The organism is Pseudomonas sp. CP4, from assembly GCF_047758505.1.
Lineage (GTDB): Bacteria > Pseudomonadota > Gammaproteobacteria > Pseudomonadales > Pseudomonadaceae > Aquipseudomonas > Aquipseudomonas fluorescens_AO.
This window is the reverse complement of sequence record NZ_CP180489.1, coordinates 2,173,358-2,195,779: the sequence shown is the minus strand read 5'-3', so window position 1 is coordinate 2,195,779 and position 22,422 is coordinate 2,173,358. Positions and strand designations below refer to the sequence as shown.

Sequence of the window (22,422 nt, the reverse complement as noted above, 5' to 3'; positions counted from 1 at the left end):
TCGGGCACTCCCTTGGCGGTTTGCATCAGAAGCGCCAGATCACGTCAATGAATGCGCGGTGCATGTAGGAATCAACCTGGCTGCCATAGGCATCGCCCGGTTTGAACACACCGCCACGGAAACGCACCAGTGCCGAAGGCTCGTCGATCGACTGGCTCAACGCCGCCGGCAACAGGCCTTGCTTGAAGTACTTGGTGACGACCAGGTCCATTTCCTGACCCAGGTCCTTGTTGCCATCTTCAAGCGGCAGCGAGGTGCTGGAGAGGATCGCGCCGGTGACGTCGTCGGTGTTGTTTTCCACCGCGTTGATGCCGTTGCTGCCGACCGGCTTGTTGCCGTCGACACGCCAGAACTTGTGGTAGATCAGGCTGGCGTCGTACTCGTCGTTGACCATCCACGAACCGAACAGGGTGGCGGTCTGCATGTTGTTCATTTCGCCACGGAACGCTTCGCCGAAACGGTGCACGCGCGAGCGGGTACCGGTGTAGTTGGAGCGGTTGCTCTCCAGACCGTTCTGCTCGTAATCGGCACTGGCGCGGGCGTAGGCACCGCCGACTTGCCACTGCGGATCGAGGCGCAGACGCACGCCGACATCGGCTGCCCAGCCGCTGATGTCATCGCTGCGCTTGGCTTGTGTCGGGCGCGTGCCGTCGGCGTTCAGCGCATTGACCGTGTCGCGGTCGCCGCTCATGCCGGTGATGCTGCCCCAGTAGTTGACGGTGTTGGTGTTGCGCCAGTTGTAGGCGTCGCTGTCGGCAGTCAGGCCGATCCAGCTGATGTCGCCGTTCTCGGTCTTGTCCAGCGAATCGCGCGGGACGCCCGGCTCGGCGTAATCGAGTTTGCCGTCATCGTGAGTGTGGTGGCCGCGAATGCCGACCCACTGCCCTGGCGTCCACTGGTAAGCGGCGTCGGCGTAGGCGTGCAGGCGATCCTTGTCTTTCGGTGCCAGCTCTTTCAAGTCGGTGCGGTATTCGCTGAAACGCTCGGCAACACCGGCATTGGCGCGCAGCAGTGTGGTATCGAAGGTCCAGTTCAGCGCTTCGATGTTGGTGTCGCGCCATTGGCCGTCGTCATTGCGCAGACGCTGGCGACCGAACTTGAGGATCTCGCCAGGGTAGGGCGTGAAGCCGCTGTAGCCGACCCAGAATTCGCGCATCGCCAGATAGTTTTTCTTGGTTTCACGATCGCCGCTGTCGGTGGTCTGTTCGCCGTCCGATTGCTGCAGGGTGTCGGTCTCGATGATGTCGGTCGAGGTCACCGCCTGACCCATCGCATAAGCGCTCCACGCGCCGCTTTCGCCGTAGATCCACGGACGCAGGTCGAGGCCCACGCCGTTGACGTCGCCGCCGCCGGCAGTGCCGAGGTCGCGGTCGTCTTCGGACTGGCCGGTAAGTTTCACTTCCAGACCGAAGTTCTTGCTTTCAGTCATCGCAGCCAGTGTCGGGCAAGACCAGAGCAGCGCGAAGGTGAGGCCAATACCGGCCTTCACGAATGGGTTCAGCTTCATAGTTTTTCCTCGCCGTCTTCTTCTTGCAGGGCGTGCAGTTGCAGCGTGTTCGAGTTCAGGGCGCCACGGCTGGCCTGTTCCTGTTGCAACAGGCGGCGGGCTTCGGGCAGGCGCTCGGGCGGCAGTTGCGCCTCGAGGGTCGCTGCCAGTTCATCGGCTTGCGGGGTGTTCTGGGCCTTGGCCAATTGGCTGAACACGTAGGCGTTCAGCGGGTCGGGCTTGGTGCCCTTGCCTTGCGAGAACAGCTGGGCGATGGCGAAGTCGGCACTGTTCTGGCCATTGCGCGCAGCGGTCAGCAGGTGGTCGAGAGCCTTCTGTGGATAGACCTTGCCCAGGTAGCCACGGCGGTAGATCTGGCCGAGGTAGTAATCGGCGGCGACTTCGCGGCCAACGGCTTTCTGGAAGTGTTCCTCGGCAACTTTCGCGTCAGCCGGAACCAGTTTTCCTTCGTAGTAGACCTTGCCCAGCAGCAGTTCGGCGCGCGGCTGGTCGGCGGCGCGGCCGTTGTCCAGGTACTTCATCATCTGGTCGACGTCGCCCAGTTCGGGGAAGTCGTAAAGCAATTGCGCGAGGGTGACCCACGACGCCGGGTAGCCCGGAGCGATCGGCTCGAGCAACGACTGCGCGGTTTTTTCGTCGGTCTTGCCCAGGGTCGAGTCGGCCAGCACGCGGGCCACGGAGTCGACACGCTGCGCAGTGACGGTGCCACGGCTGTAACCGGCCTGCATCTGCTTGATCAGCTCGGCCTGTTGCTCCGGCTGGCCACGTTTCTGGTAGACGGTGGCCAGTTCGACGTAGCAGATGTCGGTGGTGTTGAGCGCGGCCTTGCAGATCTTTTCCACGTCATCCAGGTGCTGGTCGTAGGTGCCCTGGGTGCGATACAGCAGCACCTGCGCCAGACCCGCTTCCGGGTAACCGGATTTGCGCCACTGATCGATCTGCTGCTGGGCGTTGATATTGGGGAAGCTGTGCGGGTATTGCAGATACAGCATCGCCAGCGGGATCAACGTATTGCCTTCGCCATTGGCAGCGGCTTTTTTCAGCAGGGTTTCGGCTTCGTGATGCTCGGCTTCGGTGGACCCGGGCTTGGCCACCAGCAGGCGACCGAGACGTGCCTGGGCACGCGGCGACACACTGGCCGCTGCGCGGTAAGTCGCTTCGGCCTGTTTCATCTGCGCCGGGTCGCGGCTGTCGACCTGGATATCGGCCAGGCCGACTTGCGCCTCGCTGTAACCCAGATCGGCCAGTTGCTGGTAATTCTGCGCAGCGGTGGCAGTGTCGCCACGCTTGAGCGCTTCGTTGGCCAGACGCTGGTCGGGCAGCCCGGCGCAACCGGCCAGACTCACTGCCAATGCCAATGCGCACACTGACCCCATGTGGGAGCGAGCTTGCTCGCGAAAGCGGTGTGTCAGTCGGCACTGAGGCTGAATGTCAGAATGCATTCGCGAGCAAGCTCGCTCCCACAGGGTTTGTGGTGTGCTTGAGATGGGTGGAGTAGTCACAGGCATGTCCTCGACTTAAAGACCGGCAGCCATGGCTTTGTCGATCAGCCAGTTCAGGTTCGGGCCACGGTCGCTGTTCACTTCCACCGGGCGGCCGGCCAGGCTGCTGTCGAGCGGCTCGTCTGGCTGGATCTGTACGCGAATGTCGGAGGACAGGTCGGCGCTCTTCAGGCTGGTGCTGCTGACGATCTTGCCGGTGCGGGTCTTGTCTTCGCCGGCGATCTGGAAGCTCACCGGAGTACCCGGGCGGACGTCGCCGAACTGGCGATAGGAGAAGCGTGCCTCAACGTTGGCCTGGGTGTTGCGCGGCACCAGTTGGAAGATCACGTCGCCCTTGCTCGCGTACTGACCGTCAGCCACCAGTTGCTGGGCCACGGTGCAATCGCACGGCGAGGTCAGGGTGCCGGTCATTTGCTTGCCGAACAGTTCTTCAACCTTGGCCGGGGCCAGTTGGTCTTCGGCCAGATGGCCCTTGAGTACGTCGAGCATGCTGGTGCTGAAGGTCGCCAGTGGGGCGCCTTTGGCGGCAACGCCGTCGGACTTGACCAGGCTCTGCACGGTCCCGTCACGCGGCATGGTGATGTTCATCCCCGGCACGCTGACCAGACCGGCCTGGGCGTGGCTGACGAAGTACATGCCGTACACCGACTTGAAGATGAAACCGGCAGCGACCAGGCCAACGGCGAAAATACCGGCGCTGAAGGTCACGGCTTTCAGACGGCCGAACGGGGTCATGCCGGTGTCATTGGTCTTGTTCTTGCGCGCCTTGGTGAAGTTGTCGCGCTGCAGGGTCGCCAGTACTTCGCCGATGCTGACGATGTCGCCGGCCAGGTGCGAAGTGATCAGGTGGCGCAGGGTGGAAATGTCCTGCGGCTCAAGGTTCTGGAACTGGCAGCCGGCGCGGCCGGTGGCGCGATCGAAGGAACGCACCTGCAGTTCAACGTCCATGGCCAGGCCGAGGTTGTCGATGACAAATTGCAGACGCGCCTTGTACACCTCGCCGATGGTCAGCGGCATCTGCCCGGCGTTGAACGCCAGACCGCCAGCCGACAGATCGAGGACGCGCGCTTCGAGTGGCGTCCGGTCAGGGCCGAAGAAACGCAGCTTGGCCGGGATTTTCACGCGAGCGTGCTGGCGCTGGGCTTCGGATTCATGCACTACGTTGACGTTGACGGCGGTATTCATAGGGGCGATTTCCTTGTTAATTCAATAGGAGCGGGTCAGACCATCATCAGCAGCACGGCGACAAAAATGCTGCCGGCGGAGAAGGTCATGGTCCGAGACGACCAGGTGTTGAACCAACGTTGAAAGCTGGCGAGATCACGGGTCAGGGATGTGGGCTGGCGAGTCCAGGATTGTTGGTCGAGGCGGAAGAACACGTAGATCTTCACCAGGGCGCCAACGATCTGGTTGTAATACAGAATCGCCGGGTAAGCAGGGCCGATGCGGTGACCGGAGCACGACAGCAACAGCGTCAGGATCAGGCGGGTGATACCGATCCATAGCAGGTACACGAGGATGAACGCGGTGCCGTACTTGAAGCTGGCGATCAGTGCGACGGTCAGGCCGAGCAGCGAAGTCCACATCGACACGCGCTGGTCGAACAGCACCACCGAGGTGAACACGCCGAGGCGGCGGATACCCAGACCCAGTGCGCGGGAGTTCTGGCGCAGGTTGTTGCCGTACCAGCGGAACATCAGCTTGCGGCTGGCCTTGATGAAGCTCTTTTCCGGCGGGTGCTCAACGGTATTGATCGCGGCGTCCGGCACGTAGAAGGTGTCGTAACCCAGGCGCATCAGGCTGAACCAGCTCGACTTGTCGTCGCCGGTCAGGAATTTGAAGCGGCCCAGACGCCAGTGTTGCAGCGAGTCGCTTTCAACGTCGGCGATGAATTCCGGATTGGTGACTACGGAAGCTTTGAACACCGACATCCGCCCGGTCATGGTCAGCACGCGCTTGGACAGGGCCATCGAGCACATGTTGATGTGGCGCTGGGCGAAACGCAGCTTGTGCCATTCGCTCATGATGTAGCCGCCGCGCACTTCGCAGAACTCGTTGGTGGTCAGGCCGCCGACATTGCCGAACAGCTGGAACCACGGCACGGTCTTGCGCACGACGCCTTCGCCGAGCACGGTGTCGCCGTCGATCACCGCGACCACGGCACGGTCGTCCGGCAGGTGACGGGAGATCGCGCGGAAACCGAAGGCCAGGCCATCGCGCTTGCCGGTACCGGGAATGCGCACGAAGTCGAGCTTGACCCGCTCCGGCGGATTCATCCGCGCCCACAGCGCCTTGACCAGCAACTCGTCGGACATTTCCACGATCGAGCAGACAATGGTGGTCGGCAGTTCGCAATCGATGGCTTCACGGATCACCGAGCTGTAGACCTGCGCGGTGGTCAGCGCGTCAATACGAAAGCTGGTGACCATCAGAAACACATGCGACGGGTCGGCCGCTTTACCCAACTTGCGTACTTTGCGACGCAGGTGCGGGTAAACGATGTAGAGAAAAATCATGCCGCGCACAAAGTGCGTTGCACCCATCGAGTAGCGCCAGATACCCACGGCGCCAATCAGGAAAATGAAGTCCTTCGACTCGGAGTCGAATGTGGACGTGGGCAGCATCAAGGCCAGGCCCATCAGCAGACTGAGATAAAAAAGCCAGCCGGCTGATTGCAGAAAAAAATGTTTGAGCTTGGTCATAACCGTCATCCGAAGGTAAGGGAAGCTGCAAGTTGCAAGCTTCAAGCTGCAAGCCAATCGCGTTGACTTGCAGCTCGACGCTTGTCGCTTGGGGCTGCGTTACCAGCAAATACCTTCGGTGCGGCTACCGGCGCTGGTGGACTTGGACATGAAGCCCACCAGGTCGATGACTTGCTTGCCCTGTGGCGCTTCCTGGGCCAGCGAACGGAACTTCTCGTCGCGGTTGCCGAGGATGATCACGTCGGAGTTGTCGATCACCGAGTCGAAGTCGGAGTTGAGCAGGGACGACACGTGCGGAATCTTCGATTCGATGTAGTCCTTGTTCGCACCGTGGACACGGGCGTATTCGACGTTGCTGTCGTAGATGCTCAGGTCGTAACCCTTGCCGATCAGCATTTCCGCCAGTTCGACCAGCGGGCTTTCGCGCAGGTCGTCGGTGCCGGCCTTGAAGCTCAGACCGAGCAGGGCGACTTTGCGTTTTTCATGGCTTTCGACGATATCGAAGGCGTTCTGCACTTGCGATTCGTTACTGCGCATCAGCGAGTTGAGCAGCGGCGCTTCGACGTCCAGGGAACCAGCGCGGTAGGTCAGCGCGCGCACGTCTTTCGGCAGGCACGAGCCGCCGAAGGCGAAGCCCGGGCGCATGTAGTACTGGGACAGGTTCAGGGTCTTGTCCTGGCAAACCACGTCCATCACTTCACGGCCATCGACGCCCACGGCTTTGGCGATGTTGCCGATCTCGTTGGCGAAGGTCACTTTGGTCGCGTGCCAGACGTTGCAGGTGTACTTGATCATCTCGGCAACGGCGATGTCCTTGCGGATGATCGGTGCGTCGAGTTCTTCGTACAGCGATTGCAGAACGTCGCCCGACGCGGTGTCGAACTCGCCGATGACAGTCATTGGCGGGTGATCATAGTCAGCGATGGCGGTGGATTCACGCAGGAATTCAGGGTTGACCGCAACGCCGAAATCGACGCCGGCCTTTTTGCCCGAGCAGTCTTCCAGAATCGGAATCACCACGTTGGCCACAGTGCCTGGCAGCACGGTGCTGCGCACGACGATGGTGTGACGGGTGGTTTTTTCGCGCAGGACATAACCAATCTCGCGGCACACCGCCTCGATGTAGTTCAGTTCCAGATCGCCGTTCTTTTTGCTTGGCGTGCCGACGCAGATCATCGACAGGTCGGTATCACGAATCGCCTCGGCGAAGTTGGTCGTGCCGCGCAGACGACCGGTCTGAATACCCTGTTGCAGAAGTTCACCCAGGCCCGGTTCAACGATTGGCGATCGGCCGTCGTTAATCATGTCGATCTTGTCTTTGGCAACATCGACGCCAACTACGTCATGGCCACGTGCAGACAGGCAACCGGCACATACTGCGCCAACGTAACCCAAACCAAATATGCTGATGCGCATCGCAATTACCTCTGTATATATCAGGCCTTAGAAGGCCGGAGTTAATGGTGTTCAGCGGTCACTAGTGCACTCGGAAGTGCGGCTTACAGGCGCCGCAATGCCGTGTGCAGGCATACAAAGTTCCGAGTGTCTAATAAGTGCACTCAAGATGTGCGCAACTAGGCCTTGTTGTTATGACTTGCCCTGTTATGCAGCCGATCTTCCGTGCAGGAAGACTCTAGTGCAGTCGTGTAGCCTGCTCGACGTCCGGTAGGGAGCCGGTAAATCAAGCAGTTAGGTGCTCAGGCGAGCACGTTTATAGGGGCGCGGCCTTGGCCTTTGTAGGGGATATTAATGGTGCGTATCTCCTGTCCTTCGATTGTTTTGAGACTCGTTAGTCACTCAGGCAAGTTGCTGTGACAACTTGGTTACATGGCTATCTGCTCTGCGTAAGTTATCTCGTACAAACTCGCCGAGAATCGTTACCGGTGGTATGAGCAACGCATTTGGACATAGTTCCAGCCCACTCATCGTGCCAGCCGAAATTTTTTGAAATATTGGTGGAGATGGCACTGGGTGCAATTTGATAGCACTAACGATTTCGTCCTTTAGTTATCGGGGCGAAACCGGGGCCGATAGTTTTGCGCCACTACGGGTAAAAAATTTAGGTGCCACTACTGAAAAAAAACTTCAGTGTCGAGTGAAACTAAAATTAGAAAATGGAGTGTTGTTTTATTGGCGCCATGAATTTGGCGATATGTCGCGGGGGGATTTTGACTTCGGGCGGACTGCACGACTCCCGAAGAAAAGAGTCGTGCAAAGGGCATGCTTTATTCCGGGGCGTGGTCGCGCAAAAACACCAGGTTGTCGGGTTTCGATTGCTCGGCGCTGTAGCGATAACCCTGCACATCGAATTGCTTGAGCTGAGCCGGGTCGTTGATGCGTTCCTGGATCACAAATCGGCTCATCAGACCGCGCGCTTTCTTCGCGTAGAAACTGATGATCTTATACTGGCCGTTCTTCTGATCCTTGAACTCGGTATTGATGATCCGCGCCTTCAACGCGCTGCGCTTGACCGCAGAAAAGTATTCGTTGGATGCAAGGTTGAGCAGTACGTCATCGCCTTGCTCGGCCAGCGCTTCATTCAGCCACTCGCTGATGCGCGTGCCCCAGAACGCATACAGATCCTTGCCGCGGCCGTTGGCCAGTTTGGTGCCCATCTCCAGGCGATAGGGTTGCATCAGGTCCAGCGGCCGCAGCAGGCCATAAAGGCCGGAGAGCATGCGCAGGTGCTTTTGCGCGTAATCGAATTGCGCTTCGCTGAAGGACTGCGCGTCGAGACCGGTGTACACATCGCCTTTGAATGCGAGCAGCGCCTGCTTGGCGTTCTCTGGTGTGAAGGCTGGCGTCCAGCTGCCGAATCGCGCGGCATTGAGGCCACCGATCTTGTCGGACACGTGCATCAACTCGCTGATCTGCGCCGGACTCAACTCGCGCAACTGCTGGATCAGTTCCTGGGAATGGTCGAGGTACTGCGGCTGGGTAAAGCGCTGGGTCGCCGGCGGTGTTTCGTAGTCGAGGGTCTTGGCGGGGGAAATCACCATCAGCATGAAGTCGTCTCCTTTAATCGTGGGGGCGATTCTAGGGGGTTGTCCTTGTTGACTCCAGCTATCAAGCCCATAGGTGATCGACGGCTTAACTCAGACCCCTTGTGGGAGCGAGCCTGCTCGCGAAAGCGGATTCACATGATCGTTCCCACGCTCCGCGTGGGAATGCAGCCCATGACGCTCTGCGTTACAGTCGTCGGACGCGGAGCGTCCGGGGAGGCGTTACCACGCAGAGCGTGGGAACGATCCACAGGGTATAGGTGTGGCTGCGGGGAATGGGACAGGATCAGCTATAGTGCCGCGCGGGTTTTGTTATGGAGACATCCCTTTGCGCATTGTTCTTTTATTCACCGCGTGGCTGCTGAGCTTCGCGGCCGTCGCGGCACCCGGTGATGCGGCGACGCTGGATCGCACGACCTGGCCGGAGCAGCTCAGCAATCCGACCCTGTTCGACGTCGCGTCGCGGGCGGAAATCCTTATGTTCGCTCGAGGCCTGCTTGGCACCGAATCCATCGACGAGGCGGCGCTGGCCCAGCGCCTGGGTCTGCGCACGGTCAATATCGATGCGGTCAATCAGCTGCGTCAGCGTCTCTGGCAGCGCTTGCTCGCCAACTACAATTACGCCCAGCAAAGCTGCGATCAGGACGCCTCATTCTGTTTCCTCGTCGAAGACCTGCCTACCCTGCGCGAACAGGCGGCCAAGTTCGTGGTCAGCGACGACAGTTATTACACCAAATGGGCCGAGCCGAGCCGGATCTTCCATTTGCAGTACCTCGACGAGTTGATGCGCAAGGCCGCGCTGTCACCGCAAACGAGTAATGAATTCGATCGTTTTGGCGACTACGAGCGCAACGGCGACGAGATGCATGACCGGCTGTTTTTGCTGACCTTCGACAGCGCCGCCAACGTGCAACCGGACAACACCGACTGGCTGACCGAGTACCTGCGCAAATCGAATCTGAGCGGGACATTCTTTGTGCTGGGCAAGGATATTCAGGCGCGACTCGCCGGCCGTTCGGTCAGCAGCCTGCAGGCGAGTTTCTCCCGGCAGTGCGTTGGCGTGCAGGGCTGGGAGTTCCGCTCCCATAGCCATTGGCAGGACTGGCAGGATTCGGTACGGCGCAGCGCCGACCTGGTGAAAAACAAACTGCCGGAAAACTATGTGCCGCTATTCCGTCCGCCGGATGGTCAGCGCCGCAGTGACGCACAAGGTTTCTTCAATAGCCAGGGCCTGCAAGTGGCGCTGTGGGACATTGATGCTCAGGACGGTGCCGGCAAGCTCAAGGGCCCGGCGAGCGCGCAGCGAGTGCTGACCCTGATGCTGTTGTGGCGTCACGGAGTGATCAATTTCAACATGAAACAGGATGCGGTGAAGACGTCCGTGCCGTGGCTGATCACGCAGACTGCGCAGAGCGGCATCGGCTGGGAAGACTGTCAGGACGCGTTTCGTTGAGAACGACAAAAAGCCCGGAAACATTGGGCTTGGGGTGATTTTCAGGAGGAATTCGATGCAGGCGGACTTCCGACTTTAGCGGGGTACGGGGAGTCCGCCAAGGGCTTTTCGTCACTCTGCAAAATAAACTTAAAAAAACCGTCAAAGTGCTTTTTTATGTCATCGGTTTTGGAGTATTACGAAGACAGACCGCCGAAACCTGCAACACAGGTGGCGTCTTCCCAGACTCCTATTGTGTGCAGTTCATCCAGGCCCTCGTGGATGAATTCGGCAGTCACCTCGAGGCGCAGCACTGTCACGGTATTGCGTCGAATGGCTCCCACAAAGGTGACCGAGTATGGATGATCACGGACGCAGCCCTTCCTCCAACCAGCCAATCCTGTATGTACTCGATACCAACGTATTGATTCACGATCCAAATGCCCTGCTGAATTTCGAAGAACACCACGTCGCCATCCCGATGACCGTGCTGGAAGAGCTGGACAAGCTCAAGAGCGGCCATCACAGCGTGGCCGCCGAATGTCGCCAGGCGATCCGTCTGATCGACAAGACCCTGGGCGATGCGTCCCCCGAAGACGTCGAACTGGGCGTGCTGATCCAGCGTGGCAAGGGCGGGCCGAAGGGCTTGCTGTCAATTCTGATGAGCAAGCAGGCCGAGTCGAACCTGATTCTGCCCGAGCACCTGAACGACAACAAAATCATCAACCAACTGATTGATCTGCACACCCGCGATCCACAGAAACCGGTGGTGCTGGTCACCAAAGACATCAACATGCGCCTCAAGGCGCGCGCCTGTGGCATCGACGCCGAGGACTACAGCACCGACCAGTTGGTCGATGACGTGTCCCTGCTGCCCAACGGCTACCACAACATGACCGGCTCCTTCTGGGACCGCGTGAGCAAGGTCGAAACCCGTCAGGACCACGGCCGCACCTGGCATCAGGTGCAACTGATCGACAACCTGCCGGCCGTGCACATCAACGAGTTCATCATCGACGAGCAGGGCTTTGTCGGCTGGATCAAGGAAATCCAGGAAGACCGCCTGCTGATCCTCGACCTGCATCAGGAACCGCTGCTGCATCAGGAGGCGTGGGGCCTGAAACCGCGCGACATCTATCAGAGTCTTGCGCTTTACGCGCTGCTTGATCCGGACATCCATCTGGTCAACCTCTCCGGCGCCGCCGGTTCCGGTAAAACCATTCTGGCGCTGGCTGCTGCGATCGAGCAGACCATGGTCAGCAAGCGCTATCGCCGCATCATCGCCACCCGCAGCGTGCAGGGCCTGGACCAGGAAATCGGTTTCCTGCCCGGCACCGAAGCGGAAAAAATGGAGCCTTGGCTGGGCGCCATCACCGACAACCTCGAAGCCTTGCACATGGATGACGAAAACACCCATGGCAGCGTCGACTACATCCTCAGCAAAGTGCCGTTGCAGTTCAAATCGCTCAACTACATTCGCGGTCGCAGCTTCCAGCAGAGCCTGATCCTGATCGACGAATGCCAGAACCTCACGCCGCACCAGATGAAAACCATCATCACCCGTGCCGGCGCCGGTTCCAAAGTGGTGTGCCTGGGCAACCTGGCGCAGATCGACACCCCGTACCTGTCCGCGACCAGCTCCGGGCTGACCTACCTGACCGAACGCTTCAAGGACTTCCCCAACGGTGTACACATCACCCTGCAAGGCGTGCCTCGCTCGATCCTGGCCGAATACGCCGAATCGCATCTCTAAAGAGGAGCAGCTATAAGCTTCAAGCCGCAAGCTACGAGTGGTCCGAGTGAACTTCACTTGCCGCTTGAAGCTTGCGGCTTTCGGCTGTTTAAATGCGAGCTTTCCTGACGCCTGCCTACCGCGCTTTAACTTGCCGCTTGTAGCTTGCCGCTCGCAGCTGCCTCAAGGAGGCCCTCGTGCTGACTCATCTCGATTCCCAAGGTCGCGCCAACATGGTCGACGTCACTGAAAAAGCCGTGACGTTCCGTGAAGCGACCGCGCAAGCGCTGGTGCGCATGCTCCCTGAAACCCTGCAGATGATCGTCAGCGGCGGTCATCCCAAGGGTGATGTGTTCGCTGTCGCGCGCATTGCCGGGATTCAAGCGGCGAAGAAAACCAGCGATCTGATTCCCCTGTGCCACCCGCTGATGCTCACTGGCGTCAAAGTCGAACTCAGCGCCGAAGGCGAAGATAGCGTGCGCATCGTCGCCCGCTGCAAGCTGTCCGGGCAGACCGGTGTCGAGATGGAAGCGCTGACCGCCGCCAGCGTCGCCGCCCTGACCATTTACGACATGTGCAAAGCCGTGGATCCTGGCATGACCATCGAAAGCGTGCGTCTGCTGGAAAAGGTCGGCGGCAAAAGCGGCCACTTCCAGGCGGAGCAGCCATGAAACTGACCGTGAAGTTTTTTGCTCGTTACCGTGAAGCGCTGGGCGTGGATTCGGTGAAGGTTGAAGGCGATTTCGCGACCGTCGATGACGTTCGCAAGCTGTTGGCGCAACGTGATGGCGCCGAGGTGTTGAGCGAGCAGAACCTGATGTGCGCGCGCAACGAAGACCTCTGCCAGCTCGGCGAGCCAGTGGCCGATGGCGACGAAGTGGCGTTTTTCCCCACCGTGACAGGAGGCTGAACATGGCGATTCGCGTGCAGGCCACGCCGTTCGATCCGGGCGCTGAAGTCAACGCCATGCACGCGGCGAACGTCGGCGTCGGTGCGGTGGTGAGTTTTGTCGGTTACGTACGCGACTTCAACGACGGGCTCGACGTGGCCGGGATGTTTCTCGAGCACTACCCGGGCATGACCGAAAAAGCCCTCGGCAAGATCGCTGTCGAAGCCGAGCAGCGCTGGCCGCTGCTCAAGCTGGAAGTGCTGCACCGCATTGGCGCGCTGGAGCCGGGCGAACCGATCGTCTTCGTCGGCGCCGCCAGCGCCCATCGCCAGGCCGCATTCGACGCCTGCGCCTTCGTCATGGACTACCTGAAAACCCGCGCTCCGTTCTGGAAAAAAGAAAACACCAGCGACGGGCCACGTTGGGTCGAAGGACGTGACAGTGATCATGCGGCTGCGGATCGCTGGAAAAAATAATCCCTGTATTGCTCATTAGTCAGTCTTCGCGAGCAGGCTCGCTCCCACAGTTGAAATGCGTTCCCCTGTGGGAGCGAGCCTGCTCGCGAAGGCGTCATCTGCAATACCGAAAACCCTCCCCTCTCTACCCGATTGACGATTTGTACCTGAGAGTCCAGTATGGATTTCCAAGTACAAAAATGCTTCTGTCTTGCAGCTATCAGCTATCAGCTATCAGCTTGCCGCTTGTAGCTGCTCTTCTTCGCCAAACCTACAACAACCCGCGAGAGAACGAACATGAAGAAATTCCCCCTCATCACCGGTCTGGCCCTCAGCCTGTTGGCCTCCGCCAGCGTATTCGCCGCCGAGAAAACCCTGCGCATCGGCATCGAAGCGGCCTATCCGCCATTCGCGTCGAAAACCGACAAGGGTGAAATCGTCGGTTTCGACTACGACATCGGCAATGCCCTATGCGCGCAGATGAAGGTCAAATGCGTGTGGGTTGAAGGTGAGTTCGACGGGCTGATTCCTTCGCTGAAAGTGAAGAAGATCGACATGGCGCTGTCGTCGATGACCATCAACGAAGATCGCAAGAAGTCGGTGGATTTCAGCCACAAGTACTACTTCACCTCCTCGCGTCTGGTCATGAAGGAGGGCGCCACGGTGGATGACCAGTACGCCAGCCTCAAGGGCAAGAACGTCGGCGTGCAGCGCGCGACCACCACCGATCGTTACGCCACCGAGGTGTTCGAACCCAAGGGCATCAACGTCAAGCGCTACAGCAACAACGAAGAGATCTACATGGACCTGGCAGCGGGGCGCCTCGATGCGATTTTCGCCGACACCATTCCGCTCAATGACTTTCTGTCGATGCCGCGTGGCAAGGGCTATGCGTTTGTCGGGCCGGAGCTGAAGGATCCGAAGTACGTCGGTGAAGGCGCGGGTATTGCCGTGCGCAAGGGCAATGCCGAACTGGTCAGCCAGTTGAACAGCGCCATCGACGGGATTCGCGCGAATGGCGAGTATCAGAAGATTTCCGATAAGTATTTCAAAGCTGATATCTACGGCGATTGATCAAGCGCTTTCGCGAGCAGGCTCGCTACCACAGGGGTAATGCATTCCAAATGTGGGAGCGAGTCTGCTCGCGAAGAGGCCAGCGCTAGCGATGCAAATCTTCAGCCCTTCAATTCCTTCAAATGCTTGTACACCGTCGCCCGTCCCATGTTCAGCACATTGGCCACATAGTTCGAGGCGCTCTTGCCCTTGAACGCGCCCTCGGCGTGCAGCGCCAGCACCAATTCGCGTTTGTGATCGCGGGTCAGCAGGTTCAGGCTCAGCTGCCGCTCGCGCAACCAGGCGTGGAGGAAGGTGTTGATGCGTTCCTGCCAGTCATCACGGAACAGCGAGTCCGGCTGCGGAATCAGTTTGCTCGGTGACAGAAACAGATCCAGCGCCGCTTTGGCGTTCTCGAACAGGGAAATATTCAGATTGATGCACAGCACTGCCAGCGGACGACTTTCGCTGTCGCGCAGCACAGTGCTCAGGCTGCGAATCTTCTGGCCGTCCCAGTTGAGCTTTTCGTACGGGCCGATATTCCTGTCGCTGACATCCTCGCTGAGCATGTCTTCCAATGACGAGTCGTCGCCGATCTCGCGCTTGGACAGGTTGTTGGCAATGTAGTCGACCTTCTGCGTACGCAGGTCGTGCAGCACCACCTCGGCGTGGGGAAAGAACAGCGTGGCGATGGCGTCGGCGATGGCGCGGAAGTTATCCAGCGCCGGGTCGAATTCGGGGGCAGTCATGACAGTGGAGCTCCAGGCAGCGTCAGCGCCCCTTGTGCCGGGGCGCTGCGAGTGTGCCGCAATCTTTTGGGCGAGTCGATGCGATCAAGCCAGTCGGGCCGGGGAGAGCATGGCGCTGTCCAGACCGAATTCATGCAGGTGCTCGGGAAGCGGCTCGCCGCGCACCAGCGCCGCACTGGCCTGGCCCATCGCCGGCGACGTCTGGATGCCGTAACCGCCCTGCGCGGCGACCCAGAACAACCCCGGCACCTGCGGATCGAAACCGCTGAGCAGGTCACCGTCGGCAACGAAACTGCGCAAGCCCGCCCAGGTGCGCGTCGGCCGGCGGATGGTCAGCGTGGTGGCTTCTTCGATCTGATAAATACCCATGGCGATGTCGAGTTCTTCCGCCTGCACATCGTGCGGTTCGACCGGATCGGCGTTGGCCGGCGAGCCGAGGAACATGCCGGCGTCGGGTTTCATGTAGAACGACTCGTCGAGGCTGACCAGCATCGGCCAATGGTGAGTGTCCACGCCTTCAGGTCCGGCAAAGATAAACGCCGCACGACGTTTTGGTTGAAGACCCAGCGGCTGCGCGCCAGCCAAAACGCCGACTCTGTCGGCCCAGGCACCAGCGGCATTGATGATGACCGGTGCGCTGAAAGACTCGCCATTGGTCTGCACGTGCCACAGGCCATCGGCATCGCGGCGCAGGCCAAGCACTTCGCAATCGGTGCGGACTTCGCCGTGGTTGCGCCGAATGCCGCGCAGGTAGCCTTGGTGCAGCGCGTCGGTGTCGATGTCGCAGGCCGATGGATCGTAGATCGCGCCGTGGACTTTTTCCCGGCGCAGGATCGGTAGGCGCGCGCAGGCTTCGTCGGCGCTGAGTAGTTGCATCTGCGGCACGGTGGCTTTGGCGCTGAGGTATTGGTTGTTCAGTTCGGCGGGATCACCGATGAAGTCGACGGTCATTTCGCCGCGCGGGGTCAGCAGTGGGTGCTCGCAAAAACCGCTCGGAGGACTGTCGAAAAACGCGCGGCTGGCCTGAGTCAGTGCGCGGACCTGTGCGGTGCCGTAGGCGGCGGTGTACAGCGCGGCGGAGCGACCGGTGGAGTGATAGCCGGGATGGGTTTCACGCTCGAGCACGATCACTTTGCCGTGCGGCGCCAGCCAGAACCCGGTAGAAGCGCCGGCAATCCCGCCGCCGATGATGATGAAATCTGCGTGGCTCATGTAGGTCTCCAGTACGCAATATCAAGGCGTACGCTAGTCCCTTGTGGGAGCGAGCCTGCTCGCGAAGCGGTGTATCAGTCGACATCTTCGGTGAATGTCAGACCGCATCGCGAGCAGGCTCGCTCCCACAGGGGATTTATGGCGTTAGTGGGTTAAGTGATAAACCGCATTGGCGAGGGCAATGTCTTCCAGGCCCAAGCCGATTGAACGGAAGAACACGTGACGGTCGTAACCCGGGCGCTGCACTTTTTCGCTGAGCAAGTCGGCGAGGTCGCCGACAATCGAACCCTTGCTCCAGCCATGCTGTTCGGCGGCAATCAGCATCTCACCAGCCGAACCCGGCGTGGTCAGACGATAGTCGCAGAACACCTGCATGTCGTTGAGGCTTTGCGGCGGTACTTCATGGGCGCGCGGGGCGTTGGTGCTGATCGAGGTGATCAGCGCCGGTTTGCTTAACGTTGCAGGATCAATCACCGGCCCGGCCGACGAGGTGCAGAGCATGATCACCTCCGCGTCGGCAATGGCGGACTCGCGGCTGTCGGAAATCTTCACTTGCGGCGCGATGGTCCTCAATACGGCCTGTGTCTCAGGATCTTCCGGCAGCGACGGCGAGTACACGCTGATGCTTTGCCAGTCGCGCAAGGTTTTGACGTAATGCAGATGCGCCTGAGCAACTTTCCCGCTGCCGATGATCGCCAGTCGTTGGGCATTCAACGGGGCGAGGGCGTCGACCGCCACTGCCGTGGTCGCGGCGGTACGCGCGGTGGTCAGTTCGCTGGCGTCACAGAGCAGCAGCGGCTGGCCGGTTTTCATCGACATCAACAAAGTCCACGCCGTCACCAGCGCACCCTGCTCGCGCGCGATGTACGGCGAGGTCTTCACTCCGTAGACACCATCCTCTGCCAGCACGCCCAAATAGTTGATGAAGTCGCCGGCACCCTGCGGGAACTCGACCACTTGCTGTGCTGGCTGCACGGCGTTACCGGCCGCCAGATCGCGGAACAGCTTGCGCAGGATCTGCGGCACATCGATGCGCGCCAGCAGATCCCGGGCCTGCGCCTGATCGATGACGTAAGGCGTACCAGACATTTTGCGCTCCAAATCTAAACTTATTTTTCCATTATGGACTTTTAGTTTAGATGGGCAACCATCAGGCGTAAAAAAAGCGCAGTCCGTTGCCGGCTGCGCTTTTTCATTTCGTGGCGCTTACTGTGGACGCTTGCGCTCAACCGCGCGCAACAGATGCGTTGGCGGCGTTTCGCAACTGATCTTGCGACCAAGCTTTTCTTCGATCGACGGCAACTGGTAGGAGTCGTCCTCGCCGGCAAAGCTGATCGACACTCCGTCAGCGCCAGCACGACCGGTACGGCCGATACGGTGCACGTAATCGTCCGGGACTTCCGGCAGGGTGAAGTTGATCACGTGGCTGATGCCATCAATGTGGATGCCGCGGCCGGCGACATCAGTGGCCACCAGCACGCGAATCTTGCCTTCGCGGAAACCTTCCAGGGTCTTGATGCGCTTGTGCTGCGGCACGTCGCCAGACAGTTGCGCGGCATTGATGCCGTCACGCACCAGGCGCTCTTCGATGCGGCGCACTTCGTCCTTGCGGTTGGCAAACACGATGACCCGCTCCCAACCGTTATCGTTGACCAGGTTGTAGAGCAGCTTGTATTTGTCGGCAGCGGCCACGGCGTAGATGTGCTGCTCGACGTTCTCGTTGGCGACGTTGGTAATTTCGATTTCGACGATGGCCGGATCGGTGGTCCATTGCTTGGCCAGATTCATCACGTCTTCGGTAAAGGTCGCCGAGAACAGCAAAGTCTGGCGTTCGGACTTCGGTGGGGTCTGGCGAATGATCTGCCGTACCTGCGGGATGAAACCCATGTCGAGCATACGGTCGGCTTCGTCCAGCACCATCACTTCAACCATGTCCAGATGCACGTCGCCGCGCTGGTTGAAGTCGAGCAAACGCCCCGGCGTCGCAACAAGAATGTCGCAGTGGCGCGCTTCGAGGTGCTTGAGCTGTTTGTCGAAATCCATGCCGCCGACGAACGTCATCACGTTGAGGCCGGTGTACTTGGTCAGGTCAGCGGCGTCCTTGGCGATCTGCACCACCAGCTCGCGGGTCGGCGCGATGATCAGCGCACGCGGTTCGCCCATGTAGCGCTCTTTCGGTGGCGGCGTCTGCAGCAACTGGGTAATGATCGAGATCAGGAATGCGGCAGTCTTGCCGGTGCCGGTCTGCGCGCGGCCAATGGCGTCTTTGCCGGCGAGGGTGAAGCCCAGCACCTGCGCCTGGATCGGCGTGCAGTACGGAAAGCCCAAGTCCTGGATGGCGTGCATCAGCTCGGGGGCAAGTTTGAAATCGTGAAAGCGGGTTTTGCCCTCCTGTGGCTCGACGACGAAGTCTTCGAGTTTCCACGGAATGACCGGTGCCTTGGGCTTCGGTTCGCGACGCGGTCTGGCCGGTTTCGGCGCTTCGCTGCGCACAGGCTCTGCAGCGATTGGTGCGGCCGCAGCAGGTTTTTCTTCTGGCTTCGGTGTCGCTACGGGAGCGGGGCGGTCGACCTGCGGGGCATCGCTGCGATGACCGGGGGCGTGCGACGGCGCACTGGGAACTGGCGCGAGCTGCTCAGCCTCGCTTTTACCGAACATTTTCTTGAGTGCTTTGAGCACGGTCATCTCATCAGTTGGTTAAGGAATGTACGCCGGCCAGTGTAATGCAAGAATCGGGCGCGGCGTAGTAGGAGGGATCAATGGGCGGACATCACTCGCCAATCAGCGCAGGCGTTCGCTCAGCCAGACGCCGATGTCGCGAATCTCTTCAGGTAACACTTCGTGCTCCATTGGGTATTCCTGCCATGTCACGGTGACACCATGCTTCTTCAAATGCTCATAAGCGCTGCGGCCCATCGAGTTTTGCACCACGTTATCGAACTGGCCATGCAGCGACAGCACCGGAATGCGCTGCTGACTGGCGGACAATTCCAGTTCATCGCTGAAAGTCGGTGCGTAAGTCGACAGCGCCAGCACCCCACCCAACGGTCCCTGCCATTTCAGAAAAGCGGTGTGCAGTACCACCGCGCCGCCTTGCGAAAACCCGGCAAGAAAAATCCGCGAGGCGTCTATTCCGCTGGCGCGCTCGTTTTCGATCAGTTCGACGATGCGATCCGCCGAGGCTTCCAGTTCGTCGCGATCGATCGCTCGGGCCGGACTCATGGCCTTGATGTCGTACCAGCTGGGCATGGCATATCCGCCATTTATCGTCACAGGACGGGTCGGTGCCTGCGGCAGCACAAAGCGTGTGCTCAGCAGACTTTCCTGCAACGCCTCGGCTACCGGCAGGAAGTCATAGCGGTCGGCGCCGAGGCCGTGCAGCCAGATCACGCAGGCGTCTGCGGGCTTAACAGGCTGAAGAATCAAGGGCTCGGTCATGTCTGCTCCAAAAATGTGCGGGCGCTCTCATTGAGTGCGTGATTGAAGTGCGCGCCCGGTTGATCCGTTAACAAGATGTCGCAAGGTTACAAGTTTAGCTATTGACGTGTCGCGCAATCACTTTGGCAAGCAGTGTGGTACGGCCTTTGCTATGGAGGATTGCGTACGAAGCGTCCTACGCGTGGCGGTAACACTATCAGTCTACGTCGCGCGATGGGACAGCAACGAATCCGGTGATGGATGTTCGCCAATGGCCGCTACGGGCTTAACGAACGTGAAAGGGCCACAGCCCGTTCGGCCGATTGGTGAGAAGTGAGTGATCCATGATGTGGATTCTCTCCTACTAGACTCATAGCGAAGGTCCTACGTCGGTTGACCCCAAAAAAAGCCAACACGGGTCAGCAACGCCTCAAAAGGGTGCGACAGGACTCAAGCTCCGACACAACAAGAGCAAAACTGGAGGTTTGAATGAAGATGTTGAAATCCACTCTGGCAGTCGTGACTGCAGCAGCAGTACTCGGCGTCAGCGGGTTCGCTCAGGCGGGTGCAACCCTGGATGCGGTACAGAAAAAAGGTTTCGTGCAGTGTGGCGTGAGCGACGGTCTGCCGGGCTTCTCGGTACCGGATGCGACCGGCAAGATCCTCGGCATCGATGCCGACGTCTGCCGCGCTGTGGCCGCTGCTGTTTTCGGCGACGCCAACAAGGTCAAGTTCAGCCAGTTGAACGCCAAGGAGCGCTTCACCGCGCTGCAATCCGGCGAGATCGACATCCTGTCGCGCAACACCACCATGACCAGCTCCCGTGACGCGGGCATGGGCCTGAAATTCCCGGGCTTCATCACCTACTACGACGGCATCGGCTTCCTGGTAAACAACAAGCTGGGCGTGAAAAGTGCCAAAGAGCTCGACGGCGCGACCATCTGCATCCAGGCCGGTACCACCACCGAGTTGAACGTTTCCGACTACTTCCGTGGCAACGGTCTGAAATACACCCCGATCACTTTCGACACCTCCGATGAAAGCGCCAAGTCGCTGGAATCCGGTCGTTGCGACGTGCTGACTTCCGATAAGTCCCAGCTGTTCGCCCAGCGCAGCAAGCTGGCTTCGCCGAAGGACTACGTGGTGCTGCCGGAAACCATCTCCAAAGAACCACTGGGTCCGGTCGTGCGTAACGGCGACGACGAGTGGCTGGCCATCGTACGTTGGGTCGGCTACGCGCTGCTCAACGCCGAAGAAGCCGGCATCACTTCGAAGAACGTCGAAGCTGAAGCCAAGTCGACCAAGAACCCGGACGTGGCCCGTATGCTCGGCGCTGACGGCGAATACGGCAAAGACCTGAAACTGCCGAAAGACTGGGTTGTGCAGATCGTCAAGCAAGTCGGCAACTACGGTGAAATCTTCGAGAAAAACCTCGGCAAGAGCACTCCGCTGGAAATCGACCGTGGCCTGAACGCCCTGTGGAACAACGGCGGCATTCAGTACGCACCACCAGTGCGCTAATGGTTCTATCGCCCGGCGGGCCAACCGCCGGGTGATGTTCTTGTTCCATTTCTTCCGGGGCACTTCATGCAAAATTCAATCGGCGCACCAAAGCAGAGGCTCAGCCTCAGCGATCCACGAGTGCGTGCGTGGCTATTCCAGATCATCACCGTTGTGGCGGTGGTCTCGCTTGGCTGGTACCTGTTCGACAATACCCAAACCAACCTTCAGCACCGGGGCATCACTTCCGGTTTCAGCTTTCTGGAGCGCAGTGCCGGGTTCGGCATCGCTCAACACCTGATCGACTACACCGAAGCGGACAGCTACGCGCGGGTGTTTGTCATCGGCCTGCTCAACACCCTGTTGGTGACTTTTATCGGCGTGATCCTGGCGACGATCCTCGGTTTCATCGTCGGCGTGGCGCGGCTGTCGCAGAACTGGATCATCGCCAAACTGGCGACGGTGTATGTGGAAGTATTCCGCAACATTCCGCCGCTGCTGCAGATCCTGTTCTGGTACTTCGCGGTGTTCCTGACCATGCCGGGGCCGCGCAACAGCCACAACTTTGGCGACACCTTCTTCGTCAGCAGCCGTGGCCTGAACATGCCGGCCGCACTGGCTGCCGACGGTTTCTGGGCCTTCGTGGTCAGCATCGTGCTGGCGATCGTCGGCATCGTGCTGATGTGCCGCTGGGCCAACAAGCGCTTCGAAGAAACCGGCGTACCGTTCCACAAGTTCTGGACCGGCCTTGCGATTCTGTTGGTGATCCCGACCCTGTGCGCGCTGATTTTCGGTGCTCCGCTGCACTGGGAAATGCCCGAGCTCAAGGGCTTCAACTTTGTCGGCGGCTGGGTGCTGATCCCGGAACTGCTGGCGTTGACCCTGGCACTCACTGTGTACACCGCAGCGTTCATCGCTGAGATCGTGCGTTCCGGGATCAAGTCGGTCAGCCACGGCCAGACCGAAGCGGCGCGTTCGCTTGGCCTGCGCAACGGCCCGACCCTGCGCAAGGTGATCATCCCGCAAGCCCTGCGCGTGATCATTCCGCCGCTGACCAGCCAATACCTCAACCTGGCGAAAAACTCCTCGCTGGCCGCCGGTATCGGTTATCCGGAAATGGTTTCGCTGTTCGCCGGCACCGTGCTCAACCAGACCGGGCAGGCCATCGAAGTGATTGCCATCACCATGAGCGTGTACCTGGCGATCAGTATCAGCATTTCCCTGCTGATGAACTGGTACAACAAGCGCATTGCGCTGATCGAGCGGTAAG

At 59.8% G+C, this 22,422-nt stretch carries 19 protein-coding genes; 8 read left to right on the top strand and 11 right to left on the bottom strand.

The genetic code is table 11. The features are described 5' to 3' along the window. Positions 1-25: 25 nt before the first annotated feature. From ACMYUN_RS09865 to yaaA, 6 genes are all read right to left on the bottom strand, one after another. The gene (locus ACMYUN_RS09865) at positions 26-1,507 is read right to left on the bottom strand and encodes an alginate export family protein (RefSeq protein WP_016771599.1); all 1,482 of its coding nucleotides are present in this window, start codon (positions 1,505-1,507) and stop codon (positions 26-28) included. After that, entirely contained in the window at positions 1,504-3,015 is a 1,512-nt protein-coding gene (algK, locus tag ACMYUN_RS09860; RefSeq protein WP_415763587.1) for an alginate biosynthesis TPR repeat lipoprotein AlgK, read from the bottom strand. The genes ACMYUN_RS09865 and algK overlap by 4 nt, the downstream gene beginning before the upstream one ends. A 9-nt stretch (positions 3,016-3,024) precedes the next feature. Beyond that, positions 3,025-4,194: an alginate biosynthesis protein Alg44 gene (locus tag ACMYUN_RS09855; RefSeq protein WP_024011680.1), complete on the bottom strand. Its 1,170-nt coding sequence runs from the start codon at positions 4,192-4,194 to the stop codon at positions 3,025-3,027. Positions 4,195-4,229: 35 nt separating this feature from the next. Then, positions 4,230-5,711, bottom strand: coding sequence for a mannuronan synthase (alg8, locus tag ACMYUN_RS09850; RefSeq protein WP_161806094.1), 1,482 nt, complete (start codon positions 5,709-5,711; stop codon positions 4,230-4,232). Positions 5,712-5,810: 99 nt separating this feature from the next. Next, positions 5,811-7,127 carry a nucleotide sugar dehydrogenase gene (locus tag ACMYUN_RS09845; protein ID WP_039759224.1) on the bottom strand — a complete coding sequence of 439 codons (1,317 nt, stop codon included), beginning with the start codon at positions 7,125-7,127 and terminating at the stop codon, positions 5,811-5,813. Between the two features lie 809 nt (positions 7,128-7,936). Further along, positions 7,937-8,716 carry a peroxide stress protein YaaA gene (yaaA, locus tag ACMYUN_RS09840; protein WP_076565964.1) on the bottom strand — a complete coding sequence of 260 codons (780 nt, stop codon included), beginning with the start codon at positions 8,714-8,716 and terminating at the stop codon, positions 7,937-7,939. Positions 8,717-9,041: 325 nt separating this feature from the next. Between yaaA and ACMYUN_RS09835 the strand changes: the two genes are divergently transcribed. The 6 genes from ACMYUN_RS09835 to ACMYUN_RS09810 all read left to right on the top strand — a co-directional run bounded on the left by ACMYUN_RS09835 (position 9,042) and on the right by ACMYUN_RS09810 (position 14,295). Then, positions 9,042-10,166, top strand: coding sequence for a polysaccharide deacetylase family protein (locus ACMYUN_RS09835; protein ID WP_039759221.1), 1,125 nt, complete (start codon positions 9,042-9,044; stop codon positions 10,164-10,166). A 337-nt stretch (positions 10,167-10,503) separates the two neighbouring features. Continuing rightward, positions 10,504-11,898, top strand: a complete 1,395-nt coding sequence (locus ACMYUN_RS09830; RefSeq protein ID WP_415763586.1) for a PhoH family protein — start codon at positions 10,504-10,506, stop codon at positions 11,896-11,898. Between the two features lie 176 nt (positions 11,899-12,074). After that, a complete protein-coding gene (gene moaC, locus ACMYUN_RS09825; RefSeq protein WP_415763585.1) occupies positions 12,075-12,548 on the top strand; it encodes a cyclic pyranopterin monophosphate synthase MoaC in 474 nt (157 codons plus the stop codon). Further along, a complete protein-coding gene (locus ACMYUN_RS09820) occupies positions 12,545-12,787 on the top strand; it encodes a MoaD/ThiS family protein (RefSeq protein ID WP_415763584.1) in 243 nt (80 codons plus the stop codon). Before moaC ends, ACMYUN_RS09820 begins: the two co-directional genes overlap by 4 nt. A 2-nt stretch (positions 12,788-12,789) precedes the next feature. After that, on the top strand, positions 12,790-13,242 hold the full coding sequence (gene moaE / locus ACMYUN_RS09815; protein ID WP_016771590.1) for a molybdopterin synthase catalytic subunit MoaE: 453 nt from the start codon (positions 12,790-12,792) through the stop codon (positions 13,240-13,242). Positions 13,243-13,518: 276 nt separating this feature from the next. Then, a complete protein-coding gene (locus ACMYUN_RS09810; protein ID WP_415763583.1) occupies positions 13,519-14,295 on the top strand; it encodes an ABC transporter substrate-binding protein in 777 nt (258 codons plus the stop codon). A gap of 101 nt (positions 14,296-14,396) precedes the next feature. Here ACMYUN_RS09810 and ACMYUN_RS09805 read toward each other — a convergent pair whose 3' ends face one another. The 5 genes from ACMYUN_RS09805 to ACMYUN_RS09785 all read right to left on the bottom strand — a co-directional run bounded on the left by ACMYUN_RS09805 (position 14,397) and on the right by ACMYUN_RS09785 (position 19,673). Next, positions 14,397-15,023 carry a transcriptional regulator gene (locus ACMYUN_RS09805; protein ID WP_016771588.1) on the bottom strand — a complete coding sequence of 209 codons (627 nt, stop codon included), beginning with the start codon at positions 15,021-15,023 and terminating at the stop codon, positions 14,397-14,399. An 84-nt stretch (positions 15,024-15,107) separates the two neighbouring features. Beyond that, positions 15,108-16,235, bottom strand: a complete 1,128-nt coding sequence (locus ACMYUN_RS09800; RefSeq protein WP_415763582.1) for an NAD(P)/FAD-dependent oxidoreductase — start codon at positions 16,233-16,235, stop codon at positions 15,108-15,110. Positions 16,236-16,379: 144 nt separating this feature from the next. Next, positions 16,380-17,324, bottom strand: coding sequence for an ornithine cyclodeaminase family protein (locus ACMYUN_RS09795; protein ID WP_415763581.1), 945 nt, complete (start codon positions 17,322-17,324; stop codon positions 16,380-16,382). Positions 17,325-17,441: 117 nt separating this feature from the next. Then, positions 17,442-18,920 carry an ATP-dependent RNA helicase RhlB gene (gene rhlB, locus ACMYUN_RS09790; protein ID WP_039759207.1) on the bottom strand — a complete coding sequence of 493 codons (1,479 nt, stop codon included), beginning with the start codon at positions 18,918-18,920 and terminating at the stop codon, positions 17,442-17,444. Between the two features lie 96 nt (positions 18,921-19,016). Then, positions 19,017-19,673, bottom strand: coding sequence for an alpha/beta hydrolase (locus tag ACMYUN_RS09785; RefSeq protein ID WP_039759204.1), 657 nt, complete (start codon positions 19,671-19,673; stop codon positions 19,017-19,019). 468 nt (positions 19,674-20,141) lie between these two features. Between ACMYUN_RS09785 and ACMYUN_RS09780 the strand changes: the two genes are divergently transcribed. Beyond that, positions 20,142-21,173, top strand: a complete 1,032-nt coding sequence (locus tag ACMYUN_RS09780; protein WP_016771583.1) for an amino acid ABC transporter substrate-binding protein — start codon at positions 20,142-20,144, stop codon at positions 21,171-21,173. 66 nt (positions 21,174-21,239) lie between these two features. Continuing rightward, entirely contained in the window at positions 21,240-22,421 is a 1,182-nt protein-coding gene (locus tag ACMYUN_RS09775; protein ID WP_329515924.1) for an amino acid ABC transporter permease, read from the top strand. Position 22,422: the final 1 nt, after the last annotated feature.